We start from the raw sequence: 15,472 nt of genomic DNA on the forward strand, positions 1-15,472 counted from the left end.
CCTCCTGGCCCTCGCGGTCGTGCTGGGAGCGCTCCGCGGCGCCACCAACCCGCTGCCCGCCGATCACATCGCCCGCGTGGCGCTCGCGCCCGTCGTCCACGTCGAGGGACGGCTCGCCGAGGAGCCGGTGCGGTGGGCGCCGGACCGGACACGGCTCACCCTCGATGTGGACGGCCTTCTCGACGGTGACGACCGCCGGCCGGCGTCGGGGCGCCTCCAGGTGACGCTCTACGGCGAGACGGCCGCGGTAGGCGAAGGCCAGCGAGTCGCGGTCGATCTCAAGCTCTCCCGCCCGCGCGGCTTCAGGAACCCCGGCGCCTTCGACTACCCCGCCTTTTTGCGGAGGGAAGGCATACTCCTCGTCGGCACCGGGCGCGCGGAGTCCCTCGTGCCGCTCACTCCCGACGAGCCGCCCTGGCCGGTGCGCGTCAAGCGCTGGGCCGTGGCCACCATCGGCGCCCACCTGCCGGACACGTCCGCCGCGCTGTTGGCCGGCCTGATCCTCGGTGAGAAGACGGGGCTCCCCCGCGAGGCCGACGAGGCTTTCCGCCGCGCCGGCGTCTACCACATCCTCGCCGTCTCGGGCTTCAACGTGGCGCTCCTGGCGTCCGCCATCTTCTTCGTGCTCGCGGCGCTCGGCGTCCCGCGGCGCACCACCGCGGTCTCGGCGGGCGTGGCGCTGGTGGGCTTCGCCCTCGTCGTCGGCGGCCAAGCCTCCGTGCTCCGCGCCACGGTCATGGGGCTCCTCCTGCTGGCGGCCACGCTCCTGGACCGGGAGTCCCAGCTCATGAACGCGCTGGCGCTGGCCGCCCTGGTGCTCCTCGCCTGGCGCCCGGCCGATCTCTGGGACCCGGGCTTCCAGCTCTCCTTCGCCGCCACCGCCGGGATCATCTACCTGACGCCCGCCATCAGGAGCTGGCTCGAAGGACGGGGCTGGCCGGGCTGGCTCGCGACGCCCGTGGCGGTGAGCGTGGGGGCGCAGGCGGCCGTGACGCCCGTCATGCTCGCCCACTTCAACCAGCTCTCGCTCATCGGCATCGTGGCGAACCTGGTCGTCGTCCCGCTCGCCGCAGCGGGCACGACGCTCGGCATGCTGGCGCTCCTGGTCGCTCTCGCGAGCACGGTCGCGGCCGACGTGCTCTTCCAGGCGCTGTGGCTGGTGCTCCTAGCCCTTCGCTCGGCAGTCTGGGGCGCGGCCGCCGTCCCGGCAGCCATGGTCCACCTGCCGGCGCCCAGCTGGGCGGCGACCCTCGCCTGGTGCGGGGCGCTCGCGCTCGTGCCGGTCCTCGGCGCGCAGCGGTGGGCACGCGCTGCGGCAGCGGCCTGCCTCGCGGCGGCGCTCGCGCTGTCCATCTGGCCCTGGATGCGCCCGGGCGACGGGCGCCTTCGCGTCACCTTCCTCGACGTGGGCCAGGGCGACGCGGTGCTGGTCGAGCTGCCCGAGGGCCCGCGGCTCCTCGTGGACGGCGGCCCCGGCGGAGCCCGGCGCCTCGACGTGGGCGAGCGGGTGCTGGCGCCGTTCCTCTGGAACCGCCCCGCGGCCCGCGTGGACGCCGTGGCGGTCTCCCATTCCGACCCCGACCACTCGGGCGGGCTCCGCGCGGTGCTCACGCGCTTTCGCGTGGGGGAGCTCTGGGAGAACGGGCGGTGGGGCCCGGGCAGCGAGGACACGCTGCGGGCCGCGGAGCGCTCGGGCGCCTGCCGCCGCACTCTCGTCGCTGGACAACGGCTATGGTTGGGCTCGGCCGTCGTCACCGTGCTGAACCCGGACGGCACGCAGTCGCTGGACGAGCCTCCGCCCATGGGAGAGAACGAGGAGTCGCTGGTGCTGCGGCTCGACTGGCGGGGGTTCTCGCTGCTCCTGACGGGCGACCTCGGCCGCCCCGGCGAGGAGCGCGTCCTCGCCTCGCGCGCCCCCGTGCGCGCGCTCGCCCTCAAGGTCGGCCACCACGGCAGCCGGTTCTCGTCCACGGAAGAGTTTCTCTCCGCCACGCGGGCGGCCGTGGCCGTGATCTCCGTCGGAGCGCGCAACCCGTTTCGCCATCCGACGCCCGAGGCGCTGGGCCGGCTCGAGGCGGCCGGAGCGCGCATCTACCGAACTGACAGGGACGGCGCCGTCATCCTCGAGACCGACGGCGTTACGCTGTGGATCACCCGCTGGGCCTCGGGCACGGTCGAGCGCTTCGAGCTCGACCCGGAGCGGTAGGGCTTAAACGCACCGCGGCCCCCGACAGACGTCTCGGGGGCCGCGGCGGGACGCGCGGATTGCCGGGAGGAGGCTTAGCTCTCGAAGCTGCGCTCGTACTGGGTGCGCAGCCGCTCCAGCTCCTCAGGATCGAGACGCATGCCCAGGGAAAGCCCCATCTCTCCCAGGATGGTCTTGATCTCGTTCAACGACTTCTTGCCGAAGTTCTTGGTCTTGAGCAGCTCCGACTCGGTCTTCTGCACCAGGTCGGCGATAGTCCGGATGCTGGCGGTCTTGAGGCAGTTGGACGCGCGAACGGACAGCTCGAGCTCGTCCACGTTGCGGAAGAGGTGCTCGTTGAGCTCGACCCGGGGCGCGGTCTCGAGCCCCGGCTCGCCGGGTTCGGTCTCGGGCGTCGGGCTCTGCGGGAAGTCCGTCAGCAGGTCGAACTGGTCCTCGAGGATACGCGCGGCCTCGCCGACCGCCATCTCGGGGGTGACGCTGCCGTTGGTCCAGACCTCGAGCACCAGACGCTCGAGCCCCGGCTCCTGCTTCGACGGCTCGACATGGAAGTTCACCCGCTTGACGGGGGAGAAATCCGAGTCGATGAGAATCGCGTTGATCGGGAGAGCCTCGGGCTCGCGCCGCTCGGCGGCCTGGTAGCCGCGGCCGCGCTCCACGCACAGCTCCATCTCGAGGGCGCCGTCCTTGTCGAGGCTGGCCAGTACGATGTCGGGGGTCAGGATCTCGACGTCGGCGTCGGGCTCGAAATCGCGCGCGGTGACCGTGCGCGGGCCCTGGACCTTGAGCCGCAAGAGCTTCGGCCGGTTCACGCTGACGGCGAAGACCAGCTTGCGCAGGTTCATGATGATGTCGAGCGTGTCTTCGTTGACGCCCTGCAAATGCGAGAACTCGTGGAGCACGCCCTCGATCTTCGCCCAGGTGGGCACGGCGCCCGGAATCGAAGACAGGAGCACGCGACGGTAGGCATTGCCCACCGTGAGGGCGAAGCCCGGCTCGAAGGGCTCGACGGCGATCTGACCGTGGGTACGCTCGCGGGCGAGCCACTCGTGGCGGACAGGAAGCACCAGCTGCGGCATCGGACTCCTCCTGGGGGGAATTGGCGGGCTGCTTCGCCCGAGGTTGCCCAGTATACCAGAAACCGGGCCTTGACCAAGCCTCGCGGCTGAAGGTTTGACTGCCCGGGAAAGCCCGGGCAAGATAAGGAAAAATCATGATGGAACGGCCCCGGGTCCTCAAGACCTCGACCGACGCGCCGACCGGCCCGGGGCGGACGGTGCGCGGGTTTCTCTACGCGGCGCTGGCGCTGCTGGCGGTCTTCGCTTGCCTCCAGGTCTGGTGGATGACGACGGCGGCCTACGGCGTGACCAAGGGCCCTCGCATCGTGGAGATCCCGCCGCACCAGGGCCTGCTCGACATCGCCCGGCGCCTCGACGAGGCCGGCGTCATCAGGAGTCCATTCGGCTTCGCGCTTCTGGCTCTCGTGCATGGAAGCGCCAGAAGCCTCAAGGCCGGCGAGTACGAGATACCCCAGGGGGCCAACACCTTCGCCGTGCTGGGGCTCCTCGATGGCGGCAAGGTCCTCAAGCACACGGTCCTCCTGCGCGAAGGCTTCACGCTGGCCGAGCTGGCCCACGCCGTCGAGGCCGAGGGGCTCGCGCGCGCCGACGACGTGCTCCGCGTCGGCCGCGATCCCCTCTTCCTCCGCACGCTCGAGGTCCCGGCCACCTCCGTCGAGGGCTACCTCTTCCCGGACTCCTACCAGTTCGTCAAGGGCGTGCCGCCGGAGGAGATGCTCGCGCGCATGGTGGCGAAGATGCGCTCCCATCTCACGCCGGACATCCTCAAGGCGGCCGAGGCCCGCGGGCTCAACGCGCACCAGCTGCTGACGCTGGCCTCGATCATCGAGCGCGAGGGCGTCGAGCGGAGCGAGCTGCCCCTGATCTCCGCCGTGTTCTGGAACCGGCTCAAGCGGGACATGCCGCTCCAGGCCGACCCGACGGTGCAGTACGCCGTCGGCAAGGGCCGCCAGGCCTTGACGCGCGCCGATCTGCAGGTGGACCACCCGTTCAACACCTACCGGCGCGTCGGGCTTCCCCCAGGCCCGATCGCCAACCCTGGGCTGCCGGCCATACAGGCCGCGGCCCACCCGGCGCGCGTCAACTACTTCTACTTCGTCGCGCTCGGCGACCGCCGCCACCAGTTCTCGGAGAGCCTGGCCGCTCACAACGATGCGGTGGCCCGGTATCGCCTCGCGAGGCCGCGCTGACGCCTCCGGGCCTGCGCGCACGAGGGTCCGCGCCTTGTCAGTCAACGGTCTCGATGCTATAAACAGGCAAACCATGGCGCCGGGCGACGAGTCGAGCACTCTCGGGATCCTGCCGGGGGCGGCGGGACTACCCGCCGCTCGTCCGAGCGCGCCGCGCTTCCCTCCGCTCTACCGGTTCCTGCGCGGCGCCTGCGCGCCCATGCTGCGCTCGATGTTCGGCCTCGAGGTGACGGGGCTCGAGCACGTGCCCACCGAGGGCCCTTTCATCCTGGCGTCCAACCACCACAACTACCTCGACGCCGTCGTGCTGGGCGTCGCGGTGCCGCGGCCCATCAACTTCCTCGTCATGCCGCGCGTCTACCACGCGAGCCCGCTGCACCCGCCGTTCCATCGCTGGCTGGGCTCTATCCCCATCAACCTGGAGCGCCCCGACTCGGGCGCCATCAAGCGCGCCCTCCGCGTCCTCGAGGACGGCGGCGTCGTCGGGATCTTCCCCGAGGGGCCGTTCAGCCGCGAGGGGCGGCTCGTATCGGGGCAGCCGGGCGTCGCCATGATCGCGCTGCGCTCGGGAGTGCCCGTCGTGCCCGCGGCGCTCAGCGGCACCTACGAGGCGCTGGCCGGTCGCCGGTTCTACATCCCGCGCAGCCACCCGCTCGCCGTCCGCTTCGGCCAGCCGCTGCACTTCCACCAGACGCGCCGCCGCCGCGCGAACCAGGCCAATCGCGAGGAAATCACGCGGCGGCTCATGAGCCACATCGCCGCGCTGCTCGACGCCGACGGGCCCCCGGCGGCCCAGCGCGGCGAGGCCGGCGCTTCGTGACCGACGCGGGCAGCCCCCCGGGCTCGGGCAAGCCCTGGGGCGGCCGCTTCGAGGCCGGCGCAGACCCCGAGGCTGAAGCCTTCACGTCTTCCCTTGCCTTCGACCGGCGGCTCTGGCCCCACGACATCCGCGGCAGCGCCGCGTGGGCCCGCGCGCTCGAGCGCGCGGGGCTCATCGACGGCGGGGAGCGCGCGGCCATCGACAAGGGCCTCGAGGCCGTGCGCGCGGAGCTCGAGAGCGGCCGGTTCGGCTTCCGCCGGGAGCTCGAAGACATCCACATGAATATCGAGCGCCGCCTCACCGAGATCGCGGGCGCCGTGGGCGGGAAGCTTCACACGGGGCGCTCGCGCAACGACCAGATCGCCCTCGACGAGCGCCTCTACCTCCGGGACGTGCTCGGCGGCCTCGACGCGGCGCTGGCGGCCGCGCAGTCGGCGCTCCTCGACCAGGCCGAGCGGCACCGCGAGGCCGCCATGCCCGGCTACACGCACCTCCAGCGGGCCCAGCCGGTGCTGCTCGCCCACCACCTCCTCGCGTACGTCTGCATGCTCGACCGGGACCGCGAGCGCTTCGCCGACTGCGGCCGGCGCGTCAACGTCCTGCCGCTGGGCTCGGCGGCGCTGGCCGGCGCGGCCTTCGCCATCGACCGCGCGGCCCTCGCCCGCGACCTTGGCTTCGCCGCGCCCAGCTCCAACAGCATGGATGCCGTGGCCGACCGGGACTACGTCCTCGAGTTCCTGGCGGCGGCGGCCGTGCTCGGCATGCACTGCTCGCGGCTCGCGGCCGACCTGACGCTCTGGGCCACCGCCGAGTTCGGCTTCGTCGAGTTCTCGGACGCCTTCGCGACGGGCTCGTCGATCATGCCGCAGAAGAAGAACCCGGACGTGGCCGAGCTGATCCGCGGCAAGACGGGCCGCCTCTACGGCAATCTTGTGGCCGTGCTGACCACGATGAAAGGGCTGCCGCTGACCTACAACTCCGACATGCAGGAGGACAAGGAGCCCTTGTTCGACACGGTGGACACGCTCGAGGCGGTGCTCCGCGTGCTGCCGCCCATGCTCGCAAGCCTGACCTTCCGGGTCGACCGCATGCGGGAAGCAGCCGGCGCCTTCTACTCCACGGCGACGGACCTCGCCGACTACCTCGTGCGCAAGGGCCTGCCGTTCCGCGAGGCTCATGAGATCGTGGGACGCACCGTCCGGCACGGCATCGCCAAGGGCAAGGAGCTCGGCGAGCTCTCGCTCGAGGAGCTCCGGTCGTTCTCCCCGCTGATCGACAAGGACGTCCATGCGGCGCTGACCGTCGAGGCCTCGTTGAGAGCGCGCGCGGTCACGGGTGGCACGGCGCCCGAGGCCGTCGCCCGCGAGCTCGCCCACGCGCGAAAGCGGATCGCCAAGGGTCCCCAGCCGTGATCTACCCGTCGCGGCGCGCGGTCGTGACCGTCGGCCTCGTAGTCGCGGCCCTTGCCATCGTCGGCTGCGGCAAGAAGGGCCCGATCGTGGCGCCGGAGCGGCGCCTGCCCCTGCCGCCCGACGCCATGCACGCCGTTGTCGCGGAGCGCGCCATCGTGGTCAGCTGGAGCAACCCGCGCGTCCGAGCCGACGGCACGCGACTGCGCGACGTGGCCGTCGTGCGCTTGTTCAGGCGCGAAGAGGCCGCGGACGCGGCGCCCAAGCCGGCCATGCTCTCGGGCGATCGCGTGGTCGGCTACGAAGAGATCGCGCGCATCCCCCTTGACGTCACTCCACCCGCCGGCGTCCAGGTCCAGGGCGGGACGGTGAGCGTGACCGACACCGCGGGGCTCAGCTACGGGCGCCGCTACGTCTACGTGACAACGGCCGAGGATGGCACCGGGCGGTCGAGCCCGCCGTCGGAGCGCCTCGTCGTGACCCTCCTCGCGGGGCCGGCGTCGCCGCCCGGTCTGGACGCGCAGGCCGGAGACAAGGAGGTCCGGCTGAAGTGGGAAGCTCCGGGCTCCTTCCTCGACGGGATGCCGGCGTCGGGCGAGCTTCGCTACGTGGTGCTCCGTGCGGCGGGCGACGGCGCCCTCGCGCCCATCACACCAGAGTCCATCACGGGCACCACCTTCACGGATAAGGGCCTCGAGAACGAGACCGCCTATCGCTACGCGGTCCAGGCCGTACGCGTGGATCCGGCGGGCGCGGCGCGGGGTGCTGCCTCGACGGCGGTCGCCGCCACACCGGTGGACACGACGCCGCCCTCGGCGCCCACGCGGCTGATCGGCATTCCTGCTTCGGGAAGCGTGAGGCTCGCGTGGAATGCGAGCCCGGAGGAGGACGTGGCGCTCTACGCGGTGTACCGCGCCGAAGGTGCCGGCGCATTCCTTCGCATCGCCACGACCCAGAGGATCACAACGGTGTACACGGATCGCGACGTGCAGTCCGGCCGGACCTACCGCTTCGCCGTCACCGCGCTCGACCGTGCTCGGCAGGCCAACGAGAGCGCGCGCTCCAACGAAGTCTCCGTCACCGTCCCCTAGTCGGCCGCCGATAAGGGCCCATCTGCGTCATTTAGCAAAGACTGTTGCGGCGCCCTCGGCTGCGGGCTCAACGTACAGGAGTACGCCTCGCCCGCGGCCTTCGGGCGCCGCCTCGCATCTGGACCCTTCTCGACGCCCTCCTCGGTTGGAGGATTTCTAGACTTCGTTCTGCCAGACTTGGTCGGGGTCCTGGCGGCGGCGGAGAAGCCGCAGCGAACCGTCGGGCTCGAGCATGACTTCGGGGGCCTGCGGGTAGGAGTTATAGTTGATGGTGGCCATGGCGGCGCAGTACGCGCCGGCGCCGCCGATGATGACGAGGTCGCCGATCCGGGGGCGCGGCACCCAGCGCGGCGCCAGCGCCTCGGGGTCGCTCGGCGCGGGCGTGAGAATGTCGCCGGACTCGCAGCAGGGCCCGACGAATACCACCGCCGCCTGCTCCCGCCCTTCCGCCAGGACGTCGATCGGGTGCTGCGCGCCGTAGAGCGACGGGCGCGCCACCTCCGACATGCCCGCGTCGAGCTTCGCGAAAAGGTAGCCGTCGCCGCCCGTGTCCACGACGTCGATGCACGAGGCGACGATGGCGCCGGCATTGGCCACGAGGAGCGTGCCGGGCTCGAGCTCGAGGCGCAGAGCCCGCCCGTCGCGCTCGCGGAAGCCCTCGAGCTCGAGGCGGACGTGCGCGCCGACGTCGACCAGGTCCACGCTCGGCTCCTCCGGCATGCGCCCGACCTTGAAGCCGCCGCCCAAGTTGACGGTTCCGACGTCGGCGAGCTGTGCCGCAATGTCGAGCGTCATCCGCGCCGCGCGCTTCCAGACCTCCGGGTCCGTCCCCGAGCCGATGTGGGTGTGCAGCCGTGTGATCCTGAGGCGGTAGCGCGCGGCCAGCGCCTTGACCTCGCCCAGGTACTCGTGCCAGATGCCGAAGCTCGAGGCCGGCCCGCCCGTGTTGGTGCGCTTGGTGGATCCGGAGCCCAGGCCGGGGTTCATCCTGACGGACACCTCCCCGCCCGGCGCGACGCGCCCGAACTCCTCCAGCTGGTGGAGCGAGCAGGCGTTGAAGAGGATCCCGCGGCGCAGGTGCTCCGCGAGCCGCCGCGAGGGCATCTGGGAGGTCAGCTGGACGCGCTCCGGCTGGAATCCGGCTCGGAGCGCCCGCTCGACCTCGAAATCGCTCGACGCATCCACGTGCAGGCCCAGGTCGCGGAAGAGCGCCAGGATGCCGTGGCTCGGGTTGGCCTTCATCGCGTAGCGCAGCGTGAAGCCGTAGGGCGCGGGGAACGCCAGCGCCCGGCGGACCGCCGCCTCGAGCGCGGCCCGGTCGTAGACGTAGCAGGGCGTGCCGAAGCGCTCGCGCACCTCTGCGGCGATCTTGTCGGTGAGCCCCTCGGGCCAGCCGGGCGCCCGTGTGCCGCTCATGCGGATCCCTCCTTGCGGGATGGCCGCGATCCGGGGCAGGTACCCGCGGGCGGCTGAGCGGCCATAGTACCGCATTGAAGCAGGCGCTTGAAGTGCTTCGGGCTGAGGTGCTAGAGTGATACGACTTTCTCCTCCCGAATGCACCGAGCAACGGAGGGCTTTGCTATGCGCCCCATGTTCCAGGGTTCGATCGTTGCGCTGGTCACGCCGTTTCGCGGCGGCAAGGTCGACGAGCCCACGCTCAGGAAGCTCGTCGAGATGCACGTGGCGCAGGGCACGGACGGCATCGTGCCGTGCGGCACCACGGGCGAGTCGCCGACGCTCAGCCACGACGAGCACAAGCGCGTGGTGGAGATCGTCATCGAGGCGGCGCGCGGCCGGCTCCACGTCATCGCGGGCACCGGCTCCAACGCCACCACCGAGGCGATCGACCTGACCGCGCACGCCAAGAAGGCCGGCGCCACGGGCGCGCTCGTGGTCAACCCGTACTACAACCGGCCGACCCAGGAAGGGCTCTACCGCCATTTCCGCGCCATCGCCGAGGCCGTGGACATCCCGATCCTCGTCTACAACATCGCCGGGCGCACCGCGGTCAACGTCGAGACCGACACGCTCGTGCGCCTGGTCAAGGACTGCCCCAACATCGTCGGCGTCAAGGAGGCCTCGGGCTCGCTCGACCAGATGACCCAGGTCATCCTCGCCTGCGGCCCGGACTTCACCGTGCTCTCCGGCGACGACAACATCACGCTGCCGCTCATGTCGGTCGGCGGCCGCGGCGTCATCTCGGTCATCGCCAACATCGTGCCGCGAGAGACCGCGGAGATGACCCATGCCGCCCTGGCCGGCGACTGGAAGCTCGCCCGCGAGCTGCACCTCAAGCTCTTCCCGCTCTCGCGCGCGGTGTTCATCGAGACCAACCCCATCCCCGTGAAGGAAGCCATGGGCATGATGGGGATGCTCGAGCCGGAGTTCCGACTGCCCATGTGCCCAATGGGCGCGGCCAACCGGGAGCGGCTCCGGGCCGTCCTGGTCCAGCACGGCCTCATCAAGGGCTGAGTCCCCGCGATGGCTGATGTCGTGATCGCCGGCGCCGCCGGCCGGATGGGCTGTCGTCTCGTCGCGCTGGTCCAAGAGGAGAAAGACCTCCGCCTGGTGGGCGCCCTCGAGGCGCCCGGCCACCCGGCGCTCCTCAAGGACGCCGGCGAGGTGGCGGGCGTGGGCAAGGTCGGCGTGCCCATCACCGCCGATCCCGAGGGCGTGCTCGGCCGCGACCGCATCCTCATCGAGTTCTCCCTCCCCGACGCGAGCCTGGGCCACCTGCGCATGGCCGCGCGCGAGGGCGGCCGCGCCGTCATCGGCACCACGGGCTTCGCCGCCGCCCAGCGCGAGGAGATCGAACGGCTCGCGCGCGAGATTCCCATCATGCTCTCGCCCAACATGAGCGTCGCGGTCAACGTCGCCTTCCGCGTGCTGGCCGACATGGCCCGCCTGCTGGGCGAGGACTACGACGTCGAGATCACGGAGGTCCACCACCGCTTCAAGAAGGATGCTCCCAGCGGCACGGCCGCCCGCATGGCCGAGATCGTGGCCGAGGCCCTCGGCCGAGACATGACCAAGGTGGGCGTGCACGGCCGCCACGGCCTGCCCGGCGAGCGCACGAAGCAGGAGATCGGCATCCACTCGATCCGCTTGGGTGACGTGGTCGGCGAGCACACGGTGAGTTTCGGCAGCCTGGGCGAGCGCCTCGAGCTCACGCACCGCTCGCAGAGCCGCGACACCTTTGTCCGCGGCGCGCTCCGGGCGGCGCGGTTCATCGCCCAGGCCAAGCCGGGGCTCTACTCGATGCAGGACGTCCTCCAACTCAAATGACGGCCGGAGGCCGCACACTACATCCCTCGCCCCTCTGGGGAGAGGGCCAGGGTGAGGGGCCGTTGTGCGGGCGCCCCAGCACCCTCACCCCGACCCTCTCCCTCATAGGGAGAGGGGGACGGAAGGCTCTCGCATGAAGATCGTCCGGTTCAGGGCGGCGGGCAAGACGCGCTATGGTGTCCTCGATGGCACCCACATCGTCGAGTACTCGGGCACGCCGTACGGCACCTTCAAGAAAGCGCGGAAGCGCTACCCGGTCAAGCAGGCGGTGCTGCTGGCGCCCGTGGTGCCGTCGAAGATCGTGGCGGTCGGGCTCAACTACCGCGACCACGCCGAGGAGATGCGCCTGGCGGTGCCCGAGGAACCCGTGATCTTCCTCAAGCCGCTGTCGGCGCTCTGCGGGCCGGACGACCCGATCATTTACCCGTCCCAGTCGAGCCGGGTGGACTACGAGGGCGAGCTCGCCATCGTGATCCGCAAGCGCTGCCGCCACGTCCCGGCCGAGCGGGCGCGCGAGTACGTGCTCGGCTACACCTGTCTCAACGACGTCACGGCGCGGGACCTCCAGCTGCGCGACGGCCAGCCGACGCGGGCGAAGGCCTTCGACAGCTTCTGCCCCGTCGGGCCATGCATCGCGACCGACATCGACCCCAACGCCGTCGAGGTCGAGACCTGGGTCAACGGCGAGCGACGCCAGGCCGGCAGCACCAAGGCCTTCATCTTCCCCGTCGAGGACGTCATCGCCCGCGTCTCAGCGGTCATGACGCTCCTGCCGGGCGACGTCATCGCCACCGGGACGCCCGCCGGCGTGGGCCCGCTCGAGCCCGGCGACCGCGTCGAAGTGCGCATCGACGGCATCGGCAGCCTCAAGAACCCCGTGATCAAGCTCTAGGAGATCGTCCCAGTGACCGAGACACCCAAGACCTTCGAGATGGCCGAGCGGCTGCGGAAGCTGCCCCCCTATCTCTTCGCTGAGATCGACAAGAAGAAGCGCGAGGCGCGCGCCCGCGGCGCGGACCTGATCGACATGGGCATCGGCGACCCCGACCTGCCGACACCGCCGCACATCATCGAGGCGCTCAAGCGCGCGGCCGACAACGCCGCGAACCACCGCTACCCCGACTACGAAGGGCTGCTGACCTTCCGCGCGGCCGTCTGCGACTGGTACAAGCGCCGCTTCGGCGTGACGCTCAACCCTGAGAACGAGGCGCTGACGCTGGTCGGCTCCAAGGAAGGGACGGCGCACATGCCGCTCGCCTGGGTCAACCCGGGCGACGTGGTGCTCGTGCCGGACCCCGGCTACCCGGTCTACGCGGCGGGGACGTGGTTCGCGGGCGGCGAAGTCCACTTCATGCCGCTCCGGCGGCAGAACGGCTTCATGCCCGACCTCGACGCCATCCCCGAGGACGTGGCGCGCCGGGCCAAGCTCATGTACCTCAACTACCCGAACAATCCGACGGCGGCGGTGGCGACCAGTGAGTTCTTTGCCAAGGTGGTCGCGTTCGCGCGCAGGCACGGCATCATCGTCTGCCACGACGCCATGTACACCGAGCTCCGCTTCGACGGCTGCAAGCCGCCCTCCTTCCTCGAGACGCCGGGCGCCAAGGAAGTCGGCGTCGAATTCCACTCGCTGTCCAAGACCTACTCCATGACCGGCTGGCGCATCGGCTTCTGCGTCGGCAACGCGCGCTACCTCGGCGGCCTCGGCAAGATCAAGACCAACGTGGACTCTGGCGTCTTCCAGGCGGTGCAGGAAGCCGGCATCGCCGCGCTCACGGGGCCGCAGGATATTCCAGAGCAGTACCGGCGGATCTACCAGGAGCGTCGCGACGTGGTGGTCGCGGGGCTCAAGGCGCTCGGCTGGGAGGTGGACGTGCCCAAGGCGGCCTTCTTCGTCTGGGCACCCGTGCCCAAGGGCCTCGAGTCGCGCGCCTTCGCCTCCCGTCTCCTCGACGAGGTCGGGTGCGTGGTTACCCCGGGCGTGGGCTTCGGCCCGTCCGGCGAAGGGTTCTATCGGATCGCGCTGACGATCGACGCCAAGCGCCTGTCCGAGGCCATGGACCGGCTCAAGGGGCTCAAGCTCTGAGCGCCGACAAGGTCTTCCTCGAAGACGTGCGCTTCTACGGCCACCACGGCGTGACGAAAGCCCAGCAGACCGTCGGCGCGTGGTTCTCGGTGGACGCCGAGCTCCACGTCGATTTGGCCCCGGCCGCAGCCTCGGACGATCTCAGGACGACCGTGGACTACGGGCTCGTGGCGGCGCGCATCGTGGAAGAGTCGACCAAGGAGCGCGTGAATCTCCTCGAGCGGCTGGCCGGGCGGCTCGCGGCCATGCTGTTGGGCGAGTTCCCCTGCTCCGAGGTGCGCGTGCGCGTGCGGAAGCTGACGCCTCCCATGGAGGGGCTCCAGGGCATCCCGGGCGTGGAGCTCACGCGCCGGCGCTGAGCGCCGACAACGGTACGGCATGGGGCAAGGCATGGCCAAAGTGTTCCTCTCCGTCGGCTCCAACCTGGGCGATCGCGCCGCCCTGCTGCGCCAAGCCGTGGCGCGCCTGCGGACGCTGCCCGAGGTGCGGTTCCTCGACGCCTCGCCCGTGTACTGGACCGAGCCGTGGGAGCGCAAGCCGGGGCAGAGCGCGCGGAACCAAGAGTCCTGGTTCTTCAACTGCGTCGTCTCAATCGAGACGACGCTCGAGCCCCCGGCCCTGCTCGAGCAGGTCCAGGACGTGGAGCGCGTGATGGGCCGCACGCGCGGCGCCGGCAGGCCCGAGGACCAGCGCTACGAGCCGCGCACGCTCGACATCGACATCCTCCTCTACGACGACCAGGTGATCAGCGGCCCCGACCACCTGCACATCCCGCATCTCCTGATGCACGAGCGCGCGTTCGTTCTGCGGCCCCTCGCCGACCTCGCGCCCGAGCTCGAGCATCCGGTACTCTACCAGACCATCCGCGAGCTGCTCGAGGCCCTGGCGGACGAGCACGCGGTGCGCCCGTCCGACCTGCCGGCCCGGTGGTTCGAGTAGCCGGCCGCCGGAGCCCGCCGTGGCTGACGACGAGTTCAGGCAGCAGGCGCTCAAGCATCTCGACGCGCTCTACAACCTCGCCGTCTACCTGACCCGCAACGGGTCGGAAGCCGAGGACCTGGTCCAGGAGACGTACGCCCGGGCGCTCCGCTTCTCGCACCGATTCGAGCCGGGAACCTACATGCGCGCCTGGATGTTTCAAATCCTGAGGAACACCTTCTTGACCTTTTACCGCCTCCGCGAGCGCGAGCCCGCGATCAGCGAGGCGGGCGTGCCGGACGGCGAGGCTCCGATGTTCCACCACGCCCCGGTCGAGGACGGCGAGAGCGCGGGCGCCCACATGGATCTCGAGCGGGCGCTGGCGCTGTTGCCGGAAGAGTTCCGGACTCCGCTCCTGCTGGCCGAGGTCGAGGGCCTGTCGCTCGAGGAGGTGGCCCGCATCATGGATTGTCCGGTCGGCACGGTGAAGTCGCGGATCTTCCGGGCCAAGGACAGGCTGCGGGGGCTTCTCAAGGACTACGGCGGGCCGGACAGGGCCTGAGGACATGACGACCAACATCGACGACCACGGCGGCGAATCGGACGAGATCGCGCGACTCCTGCGCGAGCGCCTGACACAGCACCAGGCGCCCGCGCGCCTGCGCGTGTCCGTTGTCGAGACTCTGAGCCCGCCCGAGGCCCGCCGCCGGCCGTCGCTCTGGCTGCCGCCCGCGCTCTCGGCGCTCGCCACCGCCATGGTCATGCTGCTCTGGCTGGCACCCGCGCTGCCGCGCTCGGGCGGCGACCCGCTCCAGCTGCTCTCGCGCGCCGTCATGACCGAGCACGCGCGCGCGGTGCTCTGGGGCGAGGCGCGGCCGGACGCGGTGCCGGGCGCCCTGCCCCGCGTGATGGACGAGAGCGGGGTGCTGCTCAACTGGGTCTTCACGGGCGACCAGGATCTCCAGCTCGTCAACGCCCAGCCGACCTTCCTCGAGGGGCGCCGCGCTCTCGCCCTGACCTACCAGGACCGTGACGGCCACTCGGTCAGCTACATCATCGCGCGCGGCCCCAACGTCGCCATCCCGGAGCGCGGCAGGGTCCAGATCGCGAAGTGGCGCCCGCTCGTGACGAAGGACGACGGCTTCACGATGATCGTCTGGAAGCAGTCAGGGCTCGTGTGCGTGATGGTGTCGGACCTCGTCTCCGACGACGACCTCAACCGCTTCAAGGAGTACTTCGTCAAGGTCCGCTCGGCCACGGAGCTATCGCAAAGTTACTAGGCGGGGTCAGGTCTTGCAATCCAACATTCGGCCTCGGCAGATGATCGCTCGCCACAGCGAAGTCCGGCGGACAATGTGGGATTGCAAGACCTGACCCCGAATCGTGCG

General features: G+C 70.9%; 15 protein-coding genes. 13 read left to right on the forward strand and 2 right to left on the reverse strand.

The annotated features are described in order from the left end of the window. Positions 1-2,206: DNA internalization-related competence protein ComEC/Rec2 (locus Q7W02_07280; protein ID MDO8475990.1), on the forward strand; the 2,206-nt coding region annotated here is incomplete at its 5' end. A 74-nt stretch (positions 2,207-2,280) separates the two neighbouring features. Here the strand turns inward: Q7W02_07280 and Q7W02_07285 are convergent. Beyond that, on the reverse strand, positions 2,281-3,285 hold the full coding sequence (locus tag Q7W02_07285) for a DNA-directed RNA polymerase subunit alpha (GenBank protein ID MDO8475991.1): 1,005 nt from the start codon (positions 3,283-3,285) through the stop codon (positions 2,281-2,283). A gap of 134 nt (positions 3,286-3,419) precedes the next feature. On the opposite strand from Q7W02_07285, the gene mltG reads away from it, so the two are divergent. The 4 genes from mltG (at position 3,420) to Q7W02_07305 (ending at position 7,795) form a co-directional block, all read left to right on the forward strand. After that, on the forward strand, positions 3,420-4,475 hold the full coding sequence (gene mltG / locus Q7W02_07290; GenBank protein ID MDO8475992.1) for an endolytic transglycosylase MltG: 1,056 nt from the start codon (positions 3,420-3,422) through the stop codon (positions 4,473-4,475). 73 nt (positions 4,476-4,548) lie between these two features. Next, complete coding sequence (locus Q7W02_07295) at positions 4,549-5,295, forward strand: lysophospholipid acyltransferase family protein (protein ID MDO8475993.1); 747 nt, start codon at positions 4,549-4,551, stop codon at positions 5,293-5,295. After that, complete coding sequence (argH, locus tag Q7W02_07300) at positions 5,292-6,707, forward strand: argininosuccinate lyase (GenBank protein MDO8475994.1); 1,416 nt, start codon at positions 5,292-5,294, stop codon at positions 6,705-6,707. Before Q7W02_07295 ends, argH begins: the two co-directional genes overlap by 4 nt. Then, positions 6,704-7,795 (forward strand): fibronectin type III domain-containing protein, encoded by a 1,092-nt coding sequence (locus Q7W02_07305; GenBank protein ID MDO8475995.1) that lies wholly within the window; start codon positions 6,704-6,706, stop codon positions 7,793-7,795. Before argH ends, Q7W02_07305 begins: the two co-directional genes overlap by 4 nt. 156 nt (positions 7,796-7,951) lie before the next feature. Here the strand turns inward: Q7W02_07305 and Q7W02_07310 are convergent, their stop codons facing one another. Further along, positions 7,952-9,211, reverse strand: coding sequence for a diaminopimelate decarboxylase (locus Q7W02_07310; GenBank protein MDO8475996.1), 1,260 nt, complete (start codon positions 9,209-9,211; stop codon positions 7,952-7,954). Positions 9,212-9,385: 174 nt separating this feature from the next. On the opposite strand from Q7W02_07310, the gene dapA reads away from it, so the two are divergent. From dapA to Q7W02_07350, 8 genes are all read left to right on the forward strand, one after another. Next, on the forward strand, positions 9,386-10,267 hold the full coding sequence (gene dapA, locus Q7W02_07315) for a 4-hydroxy-tetrahydrodipicolinate synthase (GenBank protein ID MDO8475997.1): 882 nt from the start codon (positions 9,386-9,388) through the stop codon (positions 10,265-10,267). A gap of 9 nt (positions 10,268-10,276) precedes the next feature. Next, positions 10,277-11,080 (forward strand): 4-hydroxy-tetrahydrodipicolinate reductase, encoded by an 804-nt coding sequence (gene dapB, locus Q7W02_07320; GenBank protein MDO8475998.1) that lies wholly within the window; start codon positions 10,277-10,279, stop codon positions 11,078-11,080. 133 nt (positions 11,081-11,213) lie between these two features. Beyond that, positions 11,214-11,972 carry a fumarylacetoacetate hydrolase family protein gene (locus Q7W02_07325; protein ID MDO8475999.1) on the forward strand — a complete coding sequence of 253 codons (759 nt, stop codon included), beginning with the start codon at positions 11,214-11,216 and terminating at the stop codon, positions 11,970-11,972. A gap of 39 nt (positions 11,973-12,011) precedes the next feature. Next, a complete protein-coding gene (locus Q7W02_07330) occupies positions 12,012-13,166 on the forward strand; it encodes an LL-diaminopimelate aminotransferase (GenBank protein ID MDO8476000.1) in 1,155 nt (384 codons plus the stop codon). After that, positions 13,163-13,525 carry a dihydroneopterin aldolase gene (folB, locus tag Q7W02_07335; GenBank protein MDO8476001.1) on the forward strand — a complete coding sequence of 121 codons (363 nt, stop codon included), beginning with the start codon at positions 13,163-13,165 and terminating at the stop codon, positions 13,523-13,525. The genes Q7W02_07330 and folB overlap by 4 nt, the downstream gene beginning before the upstream one ends. Positions 13,526-13,556: 31 nt before the next feature. Then, entirely contained in the window at positions 13,557-14,105 is a 549-nt protein-coding gene (folK, locus tag Q7W02_07340) for a 2-amino-4-hydroxy-6-hydroxymethyldihydropteridine diphosphokinase (protein MDO8476002.1), read from the forward strand. Between the two features lie 19 nt (positions 14,106-14,124). Further along, positions 14,125-14,646, forward strand: a complete 522-nt coding sequence (locus Q7W02_07345) for a sigma-70 family RNA polymerase sigma factor (GenBank protein ID MDO8476003.1) — start codon at positions 14,125-14,127, stop codon at positions 14,644-14,646. A 4-nt stretch (positions 14,647-14,650) separates the two neighbouring features. Next, complete coding sequence (locus Q7W02_07350; protein MDO8476004.1) at positions 14,651-15,364, forward strand: hypothetical protein; 714 nt, start codon at positions 14,651-14,653, stop codon at positions 15,362-15,364. The last annotated feature ends 108 nt before the right edge of the window (positions 15,365-15,472 follow it).

The organism is Candidatus Rokuibacteriota bacterium, assembly GCA_030647435.1.
Classification (GTDB): Bacteria; Methylomirabilota; Methylomirabilia; order Rokubacteriales; family CSP1-6; genus AR37.

Bases quoted from the DNA above. Each gene is read 5' to 3' on its own strand.
- Q7W02_07285 (MDO8475991.1), bottom strand. From the start codon at position 3,285: ATGCCGCAGCTGGTGCTTCCTGTCCGCCACGAGTGGCTCGCCCGCGAG.
- mltG (MDO8475992.1), top strand. From the start codon at position 3,420: ATGATGGAACGGCCCCGGGTCCTCAAGACCTCGACCGACGCGCCGACC.
- Q7W02_07295 (MDO8475993.1), top strand. From the start codon at position 4,549: ATGGCGCCGGGCGACGAGTCGAGCACTCTCGGGATCCTGCCGGGGGCG.
- Q7W02_07310 (MDO8475996.1), bottom strand. From the start codon at position 9,211: ATGAGCGGCACACGGGCGCCCGGCTGGCCCGAGGGGCTCACCGACAAG.
- dapA (MDO8475997.1), top strand. From the start codon at position 9,386: ATGTTCCAGGGTTCGATCGTTGCGCTGGTCACGCCGTTTCGCGGCGGC.
- dapB (MDO8475998.1), top strand. From the start codon at position 10,277: ATGGCTGATGTCGTGATCGCCGGCGCCGCCGGCCGGATGGGCTGTCGT.
- Q7W02_07325 (MDO8475999.1), top strand. From the start codon at position 11,214: ATGAAGATCGTCCGGTTCAGGGCGGCGGGCAAGACGCGCTATGGTGTC.
- Q7W02_07330 (MDO8476000.1), top strand. From the start codon at position 12,012: ATGGCCGAGCGGCTGCGGAAGCTGCCCCCCTATCTCTTCGCTGAGATC.
- folK (MDO8476002.1), top strand. From the start codon at position 13,557: ATGGCCAAAGTGTTCCTCTCCGTCGGCTCCAACCTGGGCGATCGCGCC.
- Q7W02_07350 (MDO8476004.1), top strand. From the start codon at position 14,651: ATGACGACCAACATCGACGACCACGGCGGCGAATCGGACGAGATCGCG.